13 protein-coding genes are annotated in these 13,089 nt (G+C 66.8%); 10 read left to right on the top strand and 3 right to left on the bottom strand.

The annotated features are described in order from the left end of the window. A partial coding sequence (lnt, locus tag MJ797_RS14075) for an apolipoprotein N-acyltransferase (RefSeq protein WP_308128318.1) occupies nucleotides 1–1,914 on the top strand: 1,914 nt, incomplete at its 5' end. Nucleotides 1,915–2,024: 110 nt separating this feature from the next. Here lnt and MJ797_RS14070 read toward each other — a convergent pair. Next, nucleotides 2,025–2,375 carry an RNA polymerase-binding protein RbpA gene (locus MJ797_RS14070; RefSeq protein ID WP_239310521.1) on the bottom strand — a complete coding sequence of 117 codons (351 nt, stop codon included), beginning with the start codon at nucleotides 2,373–2,375 and terminating at the stop codon, nucleotides 2,025–2,027. Nucleotides 2,376–2,475: 100 nt separating this feature from the next. On the opposite strand from MJ797_RS14070, the gene MJ797_RS14065 reads away from it, so the two are divergent. From MJ797_RS14065 to MJ797_RS14045, 5 genes are all read left to right on the top strand, one after another. Continuing rightward, on the top strand, nucleotides 2,476–2,931 hold the full coding sequence (locus MJ797_RS14065) for a DUF4267 domain-containing protein (protein WP_308128317.1): 456 nt from the start codon (nucleotides 2,476–2,478) through the stop codon (nucleotides 2,929–2,931). 72 nt (nucleotides 2,932–3,003) lie between these two features. After that, complete coding sequence (msrB, locus tag MJ797_RS14060; RefSeq protein WP_239334883.1) at nucleotides 3,004–3,411, top strand: peptide-methionine (R)-S-oxide reductase MsrB; 408 nt, start codon at nucleotides 3,004–3,006, stop codon at nucleotides 3,409–3,411. Between the two features lie 915 nt (nucleotides 3,412–4,326). Continuing rightward, on the top strand, nucleotides 4,327–5,817 hold the full coding sequence (locus tag MJ797_RS14055; protein ID WP_239334881.1) for a class I adenylate-forming enzyme family protein: 1,491 nt from the start codon (nucleotides 4,327–4,329) through the stop codon (nucleotides 5,815–5,817). Nucleotides 5,818–6,037: 220 nt separating this feature from the next. Next, nucleotides 6,038–6,661 carry a cyclodeaminase/cyclohydrolase family protein gene (locus tag MJ797_RS14050; protein ID WP_239334879.1) on the top strand — a complete coding sequence of 208 codons (624 nt, stop codon included), beginning with the start codon at nucleotides 6,038–6,040 and terminating at the stop codon, nucleotides 6,659–6,661. After that, nucleotides 6,658–7,485, top strand: a complete 828-nt coding sequence (locus MJ797_RS14045; RefSeq protein ID WP_239334877.1) for a bifunctional 5,10-methylenetetrahydrofolate dehydrogenase/5,10-methenyltetrahydrofolate cyclohydrolase — start codon at nucleotides 6,658–6,660, stop codon at nucleotides 7,483–7,485. Before MJ797_RS14050 ends, MJ797_RS14045 begins: the two co-directional genes overlap by 4 nt. Nucleotides 7,486–7,567: 82 nt before the next feature. On the opposite strand, the gene MJ797_RS14040 is transcribed toward MJ797_RS14045, so the two are convergent. Next, a complete protein-coding gene (locus MJ797_RS14040; protein ID WP_239334875.1) occupies nucleotides 7,568–8,866 on the bottom strand; it encodes a diguanylate cyclase in 1,299 nt (432 codons plus the stop codon). Between the two features lie 766 nt (nucleotides 8,867–9,632). Here MJ797_RS14040 and MJ797_RS14035 point away from each other — a divergent pair. Further along, on the top strand, nucleotides 9,633–9,896 hold the full coding sequence (locus MJ797_RS14035) for a GlsB/YeaQ/YmgE family stress response membrane protein (RefSeq protein WP_239334873.1): 264 nt from the start codon (nucleotides 9,633–9,635) through the stop codon (nucleotides 9,894–9,896). A gap of 160 nt (nucleotides 9,897–10,056) precedes the next feature. Beyond that, on the top strand, nucleotides 10,057–10,899 hold the full coding sequence (locus MJ797_RS14030; RefSeq protein WP_239334871.1) for a rhomboid family intramembrane serine protease: 843 nt from the start codon (nucleotides 10,057–10,059) through the stop codon (nucleotides 10,897–10,899). 123 nt (nucleotides 10,900–11,022) lie between these two features. Here MJ797_RS14030 and MJ797_RS14025 read toward each other — a convergent pair whose 3' ends face one another. After that, the gene (locus tag MJ797_RS14025; RefSeq protein ID WP_239334869.1) at nucleotides 11,023–11,484 is read right to left on the bottom strand and encodes a hypothetical protein; all 462 of its coding nucleotides are present in this window, start codon (nucleotides 11,482–11,484) and stop codon (nucleotides 11,023–11,025) included. Between the two features lie 298 nt (nucleotides 11,485–11,782). On the opposite strand from MJ797_RS14025, the gene MJ797_RS14020 reads away from it, so the two are divergent. Both MJ797_RS14020 and MJ797_RS14015 read left to right on the top strand, forming a co-directional pair. Beyond that, entirely contained in the window at nucleotides 11,783–11,959 is a 177-nt protein-coding gene (locus MJ797_RS14020; protein WP_239334867.1) for a hypothetical protein, read from the top strand. A gap of 314 nt (nucleotides 11,960–12,273) precedes the next feature. Continuing rightward, nucleotides 12,274–12,906, top strand: coding sequence for a response regulator transcription factor (locus MJ797_RS14015; RefSeq protein WP_239334891.1), 633 nt, complete (start codon nucleotides 12,274–12,276; stop codon nucleotides 12,904–12,906). Nucleotides 12,907–13,089: the final 183 nt, after the last annotated feature.

Below are 13,089 nucleotides of genomic sequence, written 5' to 3'. Positions count from 1 at the left end.
GGTACGCCCGCCGCCGGCCGCGGGCGTACCCGCCGGGCCGCGGCCCTGGCCTGGCCGCTGAGTGCCGCCGTGGCCATGACGACGGCCGGTCTCGCCGTGCCGCTGCCGACCTCCGCGCAGGCCGGCAGCGCACAGGTGGCGGCGATTCAGGGCAACGTCCCACGGGCCGGTGGCCTGGAGGCGCTCGGGCGCATGTTCCAGGTGACCGCCAACCACATGACGGCGACCGAACGCCTCGGCACGGACGTTACGGCGGGACGCGTCCCGCATCCGGACCTCGTTCTGTGGCCGGAGAACTCCTCGGACGTCGACCCGTTCGTGGATCCCCGCGCCGCCGCCATGCTCGACCGCGCGGCGCGGGCAGTGGACGCTCCCGTCCTCGTCGGCGCGGTACTGGACGGACCGGGCACGGGGAAGGTGCGCAACGCGGGTCTGGGCTGGAGCGGCGACGGCTGGACCGGCCAGATATACGTCAAGCAGCATCCGGTGCCGTTCGCGGAGTATCTGCCGGGCCGGGCCGTCCTGGAGAAGCTCGTCAAGCGGTTCGCCACCGAGCTGCCTGACGACTTTGTACACGGCAGCGACGTCGGGAGGCTCCACATCGGCACGGTCACGATCGGCGACGTCATCTGCTTCGAAGTAGCATATGACGGTCTTGTCCGCGATACCGTCAACGCGGGCGCGCAGCTGTTGGTGGTACAGACCAACAACGCCTCATTCGGGCGCAAAGGCGAAAGCGAGCAACAACTGGCAATGACCCGGATGCGGGCGGTAGAGCACGGACGAGCGGCGGTCCAGGTATCCACCAGCGGCCAGAGCGCGCTCATCGAGCCCGACGGCCGGGTCATCGCACAGTCCGGCCTGTACGAGACCGCCGTCCTGACCGCCCCGCTCCCGCTACGCACCAGCCGGACGCTCGCGGACCGTGTCGGCGCGGCCCCGGAGATTCTACTAGTGATTATTGGACTACTCGCTGTAACGTTCGGCCTGCGGGCAGGGAAGTCCTCCCGCGAGCGGGGCGGGGCAGGCCGCGACACCGCCGGCAAGACCGCCGGCGACACCGAAAGGAGACGCGTGGACGACGAGCGCGTTCTCGTGTGTGTTCCGACCTACAACGAGCGCGAGAACCTTCACAACACGGTCATCCGGCTGCGCGCGGCCAACCCGGACGTGGACCTGCTGGTCATCGACGACGCGAGCCCAGACGGCACCGGGGAGATCGCCGATGGGATCGCGGCGAACGATCCGCGCGTCCACGTTCTGCACCGGGCCGCCAAAAACGGCCTCGGCGCCGCCTACGTGGCCGGTTTCGACTGGGGTCTTCGACAGGGCTACGACATTCTGGTCGAGATGGACGCTGACGGCTCCCATCAGCCCGAGGAACTCCCACGCCTGCTCGCGGCCCTGCGTGACGCCGATCTGGTGATCGGCTCCCGCTGGGTGACCGGGGGAGAGGTACGCAACTGGCCACGGTCACGCCTGCTGCTCTCACGCGGGGCGAACGCGTATGTGCGGGCCGCCCTCGGCATGCCGCTCGCGGACGCCACCGCTGGCTTCCGGGCCTACCGGGCGCGTGTCCTGAAAAGCCGTGACCTGCAGCAGGTGGCATCACAGGGATACTGCTTCCAGGTAGATCTCACCTGGCAGGCATGGCGGTCGGGCTTCCGGGTCCTGGAGATCCCGATCACTTTTGTCGAACGCGAACACGGACGATCGAAGATGAGCCGCGCGATCGTGGCGGAAGCCCTGTGGCGGGTCACCTGGTGGGCACTGACGACCCGTCACGATCGGCAGGCCACACCCGTCGGCGGCGGCCAGGTGACCGCCGGGCCGCAGATCGGCAAGGAAGGCGGGTACGTTCCCCTGGCCCGCGGAGAGGCCGCGGACCGGTCCGCGACGGGCGTGTCCCCGTGAGCCGATTTCCCGTGAACCGGTGAACATGCGTGTGGCCGACCGGATCCACCCCGGTCGGCCACATCGTCCGCACACTGCTGCCGGCCGCCGCCACGAAGACGAAGATCGCGTCAGGCGGAGCGGCGATCCTGACCGGTGCCCCGCAGAACCGCAAGTCGCTCGGCCAGAACCTCTTCGAGATCGTCGGTGGTACGCCGCTCCATGAGCATGTCCCAATGAGTACGCGGGGGCTTGCTCTTCTTCGGCTCCGGGACCTCGCCGTTGACGATGACCGACCCGGCACCACATACACGGCACTCCCAGACCGCCGGGACCTCGGCCTCGGCAGCGAAGGGCATGGTGAACTGGTGGCCGTTCGGGCAGTCGTAGGACGCGGTCTGGCGTGGCGCGAGTTCGGTGCTGCGATCCGTCTCGTAGGACACTGCACCTAGCCGGCTGCCTCGCAGGATGCGCTCGCCCATAAAAAACCCTCCCGAGCGTCGGTACCAGTGAGGAACTCAGAATCACCAACGCACAGACTCTGTTGGACGTTCCCATGAGGACAAGGCCGGTAACGAGATCGTGCTCACACTATGTAGAAGAACGATCGCCGTGACACCCATTTCCGCCACGCACAGTCTGCGCGTCGGTCTGATCGGTGTCACCAGATGCGCAATCGGTGTCGGCTTGCTGACACATCCGGCCGGATTCGCACGGATCACCGGGATAGACCGGGTAACCGCCGGACAGACTGCGTGGATAACCCGCGTGGCGGCTGTCCGTGAACTGGCTCTCAGCGCCGGGTTGCTGACCGCGTTCACCCGGCGGGAAGCCAAACAGGTTCGGGGCTGGCTATGGGTGGGAATGCTCGTCGACGCGGCCGACGCGGCGATATTGATCACTTCCGGAGCTCGCCGCGAGATCGCTCCGCTGCCAGCGGCGGTGGCGGTGGCGACAGCGGTGTGTGGCCTTGCCGGCGCAGCCCCGGTTGCCGTGCCGGTGCGCTGGAACAAAGCCGAAACATCAGACGTCACATAGCGGAGAACAGCGTGCGCGAAGACCCCGACGTGCCGGCTGGTGAGGTCCGGCACTAATAGCAGGGAGAGCATCGTGACAGCGGAGCAGGTCGTGAAGAGTGATGAGGAGTGGCGCAGGGAGCTTGCGCCGGAGCGGTACGCGGTACTGCGTGACGCAGCGACCGAACCGCCCTTCACCGGTGCATACACCTACAGCAAGGAAACGGGAATCTACCGGTGCGGCGCCTGTGGCAACGCGCTGTTCGACTCAGCCACGAAGTACGACTCCGGTTCGGGGTGGCCGAGTTTCTTCCAGCCCGCTGTGGCCGAGGCGGTAGAGCTGGTGGAGGACACGTCACATGGCATGATCCGGACAGAAGTACGATGCCGGCGCTGTGGGTCACATCTCGGGCATGTGTTCGACGACGGTCCGGAACCGACCGGCCAACGGTACTGCATGAACTCACTCGCACTTGATCTTGACCCATCGCCGCCCCGGTAGCCCAACGGCCAGCGGATCCGCGCGAGCCGGACGCGGGCCGAGCCCTCCCCCGGCGGGTGTCTCAAGCGCCGATAATCAACATTATGTCAAGTAGAACTCGGGAGGGCACACCGGCACCCGCCCGCCGGTCCGGCGGCCACCCGGCTGCTGGGAGCCCGACCAGATGAGCTGTATCGGTTTGGCCGGCTCCGCAATATGTGGGCTCGGCGTGGATGGCCAGACCGACGCAGCCATCAAATGATCATCTATCAATGATCATATTGGGCTTGTAAACGTCTACGGCGCAGGGTTCTGCTCATGTGCCGCCCGCCTCTTCCTCCCCCAGCGTCTCCCCCGCCATCCCGCCATCCCGCCATCTACGGCACCGCTCATGGCGCTCCGGCCGGCAGCCGCCTCCCGTGCTCCGGTCAACGACGGTCCGGTCGACCGACGAACCGGGGCGCCCGCGCATCGCGCGGCGATGGACGGGGAGCCCGGTAGCACACCGCTACCGGGGCCGGCGCCGCCTCGCGACGCATCCACCTGGCATCCGACAACTCCTGAAGGACTTCCAGCGCCGACCACTAGGCTTCCGCTCAAGCTCCAATGCCGACCGGGCGCGAAAAAGGATGTGAGAAAAATCGCTCCCCGCGGGTGAAAGCTCACCTGTGTGACCCGCGACACCCAACGCACTGGTTCATCGTGCATACCACAACTGATATAGCAATTGATTATAGGAATCTAGAACTGATATAGCGATCCAGCAGGCTGCCGGCCATGCGACCATGGTTCTTTTCGTGTGACTGGCGGCTCATGCCTGCGGAACGCCTGGCCAGGACAGCTCCCACGAACGGCACAATAATCCTCAGACCGCGGGGCGGAGGAATCCCCGATACCGGAGAACTCATTTACTGAACGTTGACAACGGTGGTGAACGTGACATCGGTGATCGAGTGGTTGTGCGTACACGCTCGCGAACAACCGGACCAGGTGTACCTCAGGGAGGCTCACGGCAACCGCTCTATTACATACGGCGAGATGCTGTCCCTTGTCCGCTGTTGGCAGGCTGATCTGGATGAACGCGGCCCACAGGCCGGGCGGCGGATCGCTATCGGTGTCTCCGACCCGCTCGACTTCGCGGTCGTCTTCCTGGCGGCAGTCACCGGCGGCCGGCAGGCTGTACCGCTTGATCCGGACTCACCACCCGCGGAACTGGAGCGAGCGCTGCGGCACGTGCGACCCGATCTGGTGGTGACCGACCGGCCGCTGCCGATGCCGGCCGGGATTCGCCAGATCAGTCCACGCCTGACGGGCAAAGGACCGGCCGATGTCCAGCGGCGAACCACTGCCGCTGATCCCGCTGATGAGCCGCGGGGCGGTGTCCTGCTGGTGGGTTCGGGAGCGGCCGGGCCGTTCACCGAGGTCTTTCTCGCCATCGACCAGCTCGCCCATGTCGCCGCGACCATCAGCCGCCATCACCAGTTCAGCCACACCGACATCGGCTACAGCCCGTTGCCGCTGGTGCATGTCAACACACAGGTGGTGGGACTACTCGCCAGCCTGTGCGGCGGTGCGACCCTCGTGCTTGACCGGCGGTTTCGCCGTCGCGGCTTCTGGACGATGATCGCCAGACATCGGATGACCTGGATCAATGCCGTGCCGGCGATTCTGGCACTGCTGGCAAGAGATCCTCAGAGCGCGCCGGCCCATGACTGCCGCGTCAGGTTCGTGCGGTCCGCCGCTGCTCCCCTGCCTGTCGAGGTATTACGGGCGTTCGAAGCGGCAACCGGTATTCCTGTGCTGGAAACGTACGGCACGATCGAGACCGGAGGTCTGATAACGGCCAATCCGCCGCATGGAACCCGTAAACCAGGATCAGTGGGCGTACCGGTCGGCAGCGAGGTCCGCGTCGTCGACCACCACGGTACCCCGCGCCCGCCCGGTGTAGCCGGAAACATACAGGTCCGCGGCCCCGGGGTGATCCGTGCCCACACCGACAGCGCCGGCCACGACAGATTCACGCACGACGGCTGGCTCGACACCGGTGACATCGGTTGCCTCGACTCGGACGGCTATCTCTTCCTGTCCGGCCGTACCGACGACGTGATCAACCGTGGTGGCGAGAAAGTTTACCCCCGTGAGGTCGAGGAGGTGCTGCTCTCCGATCCACGGGTGCGCCATGCCGCGGTCGTGAGCCGCCCGGACGCCGTTCTCGGCGAGGTGCCCGTCGCGCTCGTCGTACCCGTGGACGTCCCGGATACCATGCTGCGCTACGACCTGGCGGAACGGTGCGAGACAGGCCTTGCCAAATTCAAGCGGCCAACCAGCATCGAGATCGTCTCGGACCTTCCGGTCAGGCCGACCGACATGATCCGGCTGGAGCGCCCGGCCGAGCCGGCCATCGGGCACACCCACGCGGCCGCGTAGGGCATGGCCGACGGCCGGTAGCCGATGTGGACGATGATCCAGACCGCGTCGTCACCAAGTACCGATCATCGCTGTTGCGTCATCGCCCTCCCGGCAACTTGCTACGGTGCAGTCCAGCTGGCCATATGGACCAGCCGTTTCCCAGGCCTACCCCGGCCGCTGTCCGGGTAGGCCTGGGAAACGGCGCAATCACCGACAGGCAACAGGCAAAGAAGGTGCTGTGGACGACGAGACACTCGCGGGATTCCTCGCCGAGCTGGCTTCACCCGCGCCGGCACCCGGCGGCGGCGCTGCCGCTGCTCTCCAGGCTGCGCTGGGCGCGGCGCTGGTGAGCATGGTCTGCAACCTCACGATCGGAAAACCCCGGTACGCCGCGCACGAGGCGACGATGCTCACCGCCCGGGCCCAGGCCGACAAAGCGCGGACCGAGGCACTGCTGCTCGCCGACGCCGACGCTCGGGCGTTCGCCGCGGTCAGCGACGCTTACAGGTTGCCCAAAGACACCGATGGCGAGCGCGCCGAACGCAGCCGGGCGATTCAGGCCGCACTGGTCGGCGCCGCCGAAGTACCGCTGCGTACGGCGGCGGTGGCAGCGGGTGTGGTGGGGCTGTGCGCGGCAGTCATCGACGGCGCGAACGTCAACGTCCTCAGCGACGTGGGGGTGGCGGCCGCGAGCGCGCGCGCCGCGCTCGACAGCGCCGCGATCAATGTACGGGTGAACATCGCGGCAATGACGGACACGGCCAACCGCGACCGTGCCGCAGCTGTCCTCACCGGCCATCTGGCGTCTGTGTCTGAAGCCGACGCAATCGTACGCACCGTCGGAGAACGGATCGGATCATGAAGCTGCTGGATGGACGGTCCATGGCCGCCGAGATCGGGCGGGGCGTCGTTGAGAGCACCGAGCGGCTGCGCCAGAACGGAATCGTACCGATGCTGGCGGTGGTGCTGCCGACGACCGACGCGGCGGCCCGGTCCTACGTGGGGGTCATCGAGCGCGGCGCGGCCAAGGTGGGGGTGCGCTGTGTGGTCCATGAGCGCTCAGGCGACCCCGCTGAGCTCCTCGATACGGTCGACCAGCTCGCCGCCGACGACGGGGTGCACGGCCTGATAGTGCAGACTCCCCTACCGTCCGGGCTGTCCGCCAGCGAGATCGGTACCCGCATCCCGCCGCACAAGGATGTGGACGGGATGAACCCGTTGAGCCTGGGTCGGCTGGCCCTGGGCCTGCCCTGCTTCGCCCCGGCCACCGCGGCCGCGGTCCTGGAGATCCTGCACCGCGGCGACATCAAGCTGGCGGGCACCCGGGCAGCGGTGATCGGGCGCAGTCCGGTGGTCGGCAAGCCTGCTTCTCTCCTGCTGTTGGCCGAGGACGCAACAGTGACGGTATGCCATTCCCGGACAACCGATCTTGTCTCGATCGTGCATGAGGCTGACGTCGTGGTGGCCGCTGTCGGCAGACCCAAAATGATCAATAAGGGATTCATCCGGCCTGGCGCCACGGTGATCGACGTCGGCACGAACGTCACGGAATCGGGCCTGGTCGGCGATGTCGATGCCGATGCGGTGGCATCGGTGGCCGGTGCTCTCACCCCCGTCCCCGGTGGTGTGGGACCAGTGACAACGATGTTGCTGCTACGGAACACCACCAGCGCGGCCACGCTGTAGCACGGCAGCAGCGGGCCGGGCGGTGGCCATGGCCTGCGTGACACGCGCCGCAGGCTCGGGGCCCCGACCGTCCGTACCGTGGTCAGGCGGTACGGACGGTCGGGACCTGCGCCGCGAGACGGACGCGGTTACGTCCGTCGGCCTTGGCTCGATAAAGTGCCGCGTCGGCGGTTTCCAGCAGGACGGGCAGGTCCACGCTCGGGCCGTTGGCGGTGGCCACACCGACTGAGACGGTCACCGACACGATGACCGCTCCCGCGGACCTGGCATCCACCCGGCAACGCATCCCCGCCACCTGCCGTCGGATCCGTTCCGCGGCATGGGCGGCGTTGTCCAGGTCGACCTCGCAGAGCAGGACGACGAACTCCTCACCCCCGAACCGGCCGACCAGGTCACGGGGCCGGGTGGCCGCCCGCAGGGCATCGGCGACCGAAGCGAGGACGACATCGCCGGTCAAGTGGCCGAACTGGTCGTTGACCCGTTTGAAGTGGTCGATGTCCACGATGAGTACGGACATCGGACGACCTGCGCGCCGGATGCGGACAGCCTCGCGTTCGGCCACCTCACGCCAGTAGGCCGGGCTGGCGAGCCTGGTCTTGGCGTCGGTGCGCGCGGCCGCCAGCAGCTCCGCGTGCAGCAGGCCACGCTGGAGCAGCAGCGCCGGCGGGGTTGCCACCAGCATGAGCAGCGGATGCGCGGTCCACAGCACCGCGATGACGATCGCGGAACACATCGCCGTGGCGTCGACGGTGAGCATCTCGTGGCCGCCGCCCCCGAACGGACGGCGCACCGCGGCTGGCTGCAGGCGCAGCGGCACCCCGTGCCGAAGAATTCGATTGAGCACCGTATAGGTGAGCACGGCGAGAAACAACGCGCCGATGCGCCCGGCGGAGCCGACCAGCGTGTCAATTCGGTATGCTCCCTGCGTTGGAGCAAGTGCCAGGTGCGTGCTGGACGCGCAGAATCCGGACACGCCGAGCGCCGCCGCGTTGAAAACCTGTTTGTACCGTGGCCGCGAATCGGTCCCCGCTCGGAACAGGCAGCGGAGAGGCAGGTGCAGCACGGCCGCGTAGAGCGGTGGGAGGAGAAGCGCGACCGGCAGCGTCCAGGTCGACAGCAGGTCTCGGTATGGCTCGTCATTTCGATGGCCCGGCGCACCGAGATATCGCGATGTCTCGGTGGCCAACCGGCCGAGGAGGACAAAAGTGCCGAACGTGAGTAGATCCGTGAATCGCGGGGAAACTTCGGCAAGGCCGACCAGCACAACCGCCACGTACAGCAGATCGACGCCGAGAACATAACGGACCAGCCAAGGCGAAAGAGACCAGAGCGTGAAATCCGCCGTCTGGCCGGTCAGCCATTCCCGGGCGCGCTGGACCACCCGACACCCGCGCCGGTCGGGCTGGGATGCCGGGCGGCATTCCAGCCGATCGACGGATACGGATGCGGAACCGATCGTTCCGGCTGGATCGACTGGAGCAACCGTTCCGGTCGGAACAGTTGCTCCGCACGAGTCAGCCGTTCCAGCGCAATGCACCATTTTCGCCCGCGGAGGTGACGCAATGCGTAACATCATTTGAAGTTGACCTTCCTCGATCGCTCCGTCCCGGTTCGACCCGTCCCGGCCTATTACTGACAGTGCGCCCTTGGAAACAAAGAGTACGAAGGATCGGCCGGCAACCGCAACCACTTTTGGTGATGTACCGACATGGATGCCGTCGGGCGATGTGCTGGCGCGTACCGATCCACCCTGCGGCCCTCTCCGCCAGGGCGCCGTCCGGGCAGGTCAGCGCCTGGATGGACGAGCCCGTCAACCGGTTGCGCGGGCGATCGGCCCTGAGCATCGCCGTGGTCGGAGCGGCCACGGCAGGACACGTCGGGAGGCAGGGCGGCATCGTGCCGCATACGGCCGCGCCAGAGCGATGTCGTGATGTCGTGATGTCGCCGTGATACTCACGCCGACGGCAAGCGGCCTCGTTCGCTCCGGCCGCCAGTCCCCCGCGTCACCGTAACGACCCGGTCTTCACCCGGCCGCTCCCGCCTGACAGCACCGCGTGCCCGCAGCCGGGAGCGGTAGCGTTTATAAAGGTCAACATCCGGAAAGACCTTCAACGGCAGCGGTATCGGTCTCGACCGGGAAGGTCGTCGTGTTTCAACTGATCTGGATCTTGATCGCCGGTCTCGTCATCGGCCTGCTGGCCCGCCTCGTCGTCCGGGGGCCGCAGAAGATCCCCCTATGGCTGACAGTAGTTATCGGCATTATCGGTGCGTTGGTTGGCAATATAGTCGCGGGAGCCATCGGCGTCGGCCATACCAGTGGCGTCGACTGGATACGGCACATCCTGCAGGTCGGTGTCGCGGCCGGCCTCGTCGTCCTCGTGACGCCCGTGTGGATGAATCGACGATCTTAGCGGTCGGCGCTGGACGTTCATCCAGGGCCTGCCGGCGTTGTCGTGGCAGGCTGGCCAGCCGCCCATACGATCATAAAATTTCCGGGCGGCTACCGGGCCGGGGACCCCACAGCCCGGATGCGGTGGCGCGGCTGCCAGGAACCGGGGGCAGGATGTGTGTGTGGTCCTGCCAATTCACGACATCAACCCACTGCGCCGCAAGCCTGTCATAACCTGGCTGCTGATAGCGGTGAACGTCGCCGTCTTCGTGCTCTTCGAACCGGTCGTGACCTCAGTCGCCGGGGTCAGCACGTCGGCATCGCGGAACGTGTGCGAACAACAGCGCTTCTTCGACCAGTGGGGCGCGATTCCCGTGGAGATGCTGACGAACCGGCCGCTTGACCAGGTCCCGAGCGGCCGCTCGCCAGGTCTGAACGCCCGCGGTGAGGTACTGTGCCAGCTGGAGTCACCGCCGTCGTTTGTCAAGTCGCCCGTGCTCTCGGTGCTGACATCGATGTTCCTGCACGGAAGCTGGCTGCACCTGCTTGGGAACATGTTGTTCCTCGGTGTTTTCGGCAACAACATCGAGGACCGCATGGGACGGTTCCTTTATCTCATCTTCTACCTGGTGTGCGGATACACGGCCGCGTACGGGTTCGCACTGTTCGAACCAGCCTCGACCACCACACTCATCGGCGCGTCCGGCGCGATCGCCGGCGTTCTCGGCGCCTACCTCGTGGTGTTCCCGCGAGCGCGGGTCATCGGGCTTGTCACGTTCCTGCTCTTCCTGCCGTTCTGGTTGCCGGCATGGATCGTGCTGGGCTTCTGGTTCCTGCTGCAGTACGTGTACTTCACCGGGATGGGTGTCGCCGACGGCGGCAGCGTGGCCTACGGGGCGCACGTGGTCGGGTTCGTGTTCGGCGCGCTGGCGGTCATCCCGTTTGTCCGTGAGCTGCGAGCCGCGGGACCCCCTCGCCGCCGCGCGCCCGACCACCGGTGGGTCCGCCAGACTCCCTGGTCCTAGCCGGCTCCCTGGTCGAACGACGACTTCCGGGACACGCCGCAAGAGCACCCGGAAGGCCGGCGGTCCCGGCGGTCGACGGCCGCGCGGTCATGCGTTGTGCGTGCCCGGCCGTCGACCGAACGGCTACCCAACAGCAACGGGCTCCGGCCGGCGCGGTCCACGACGCCGCTTCTTCTCGGCCTTCTCAGTGGGCTCGGTGGTCTGGGCTGCCGAAGGCAGCGCAACTTCGATGGCGACCGTCCGCCAGCCCTCGAAGACCTCCGCGGTCCCGAAACCATGTGCGGCCAAGGCGCCGGCCGCGCCGATGAGTTGTTCGTACGTCCGCTGGTCGTCGACTTCGTCCGGGCCACCGGTCGCGGTGGGGTGCCGTACCACCGTGCAGCCGACCTGGAGCGACCCACCCGCGGGTGCCGTCGGTGACAGTGGCGCGCCCGCACCGGTGCGCGTGAGCGTCCAGGTCCGGACGAACGTGAACGGCTCGTCCAGGCCGGCCGCCGGAAGAGCGCCGACGTACTCTTCCAAGATCTTGACAACCCGCTCGACGGGTGCCGGACCTGAATCCGCACCGCCCCTGCCTATCCGCATGGCGACGTCCTCCCTCACATGTGAACGATCTCTGGACTGTGGCTGCCGCGAGTGACTCGCGAGAATCCGGTAGCGCATCTTCCCTGATGGCCTGGTTGCTTCCCGCACCGGGGTGTTCACGAGACATTGGTGACACATCGGTTCATCAGGCGTTTTAATGCTCAGACGAGGGTAAAAAACCCGTTAACCGTTCTGATCGGAGAGGTACCCGACGTCGGGTGCCGAAGCTGACGCCCTCGCAGCCTCGCAGGCCCACGGAACCTCGCTACGGACCGAAACCCGCCCAGAAAGGACCACCATGCGTACCCGCGTACAGGTTCCCATCATCGCCCTGCTCTGGTTCGTTGTAGGCATCATCGTTGCGCTCAGCAAGAGTTACGAGGTTCACAACACTTCTCAGCTGGTCACCTTTGTCCTGACAGTGGCCCTCTGGCCGATTCCGGTACTCGGCGGGACCCTGACCGTCCAGTTCTGAGACCCGACGGATGCCCGGCTTGCCAACGGCAACGGACTGTCAGGTGACCAGGTCGCCATAGTCACCCGGTGGGGAGCGCAGCGGATGGGATCGACGGCGAGGCGGCCGGGATGAGAGCCGCGGCACGCGGTGCGCGCCGATGGGAGCGGGCAGCTGCCGATTACCCGGGAGCGGGGGCCAGGCGATACCAACTCGGTTAGAATCTTGCTGTGTAATGTTACTTTTAGCGACAGACAACCCGGGGTCAGGCGGAGAATACGGTGTCGGAGAAATCTGCGAACGTGGCCGGGCCTGCTGGGATCACACTGGACGCGATGCCGATCCGGGTGTTCCTGCTGGATGACCATGAGTTGGTCCGTCGCGGACTACGCGATCTTCTTGCCGGGGAACGCGGGATCGCCGTGATCGGCGAAGCCGATCGAGCTGACGGCGCGGATCAGGCGATCCTCGCCATGCGGCCCAACGTCGCTGTCCTCGACGCACGTCTGCCGGACGGCAGCGGGATCGAGGTGTGCCGGCAGGTCCGCTCACAGGACCCCGCAATCGCCTGCCTGATCCTCACCTCGTTCGACGACGAGGACGCTCTGTTTACTGCGATCATGGCCGGAGCCGCTGGATACGTGCTCAAGCAGATCCGTGGCACCGCGCTCGTGGACGCCGTGCGGCGGGTCGCGGCCGGTCAGTCGCTACTGGACCCCACGGTCACACCGCGTGTACTGTGCCGCCTGCGGCAGGACTCCGACCAGGGCGGACGACTCGCCGGCCTGACCGACCAGGAGCGCCGCATTCTCGTGCTCATCGCTGAGGGGCTCACCAACCGGCAGATCGCCACCCGCATGTTCCTGGCGGAGAAGACGGTGAAGAACTACGTGTCCAGCCTGTTGTCCAAACTCGGCCTGGAGAGCCGGACCCAGGCCGCGGTGTTCGCCACCAGACTCGGCAACTAGTCCGGTAGCCGGCTGTTTGACAGCGTCCGACCGACATGCTCCGTCGGGGGCGCGGACGCTGGACCCGCGGCTCGATGACGTCGTCTGTCGACGACGTTGCCCGGCTGGAACAATAACAGCACCTGCCCGAAAACACTGCGACAATTCGTCGGGGTTGACGGCCGTCCGGGGTCGACCTGATAC

Source organism: Protofrankia sp. CiP3, from assembly GCF_917627345.1.
Taxonomy (GTDB): Bacteria; Actinomycetota; Actinomycetes; order Frankiales; family Frankiaceae; genus Protofrankia.
This window is presented reverse-complemented; position numbering and strand designations above follow the sequence as displayed.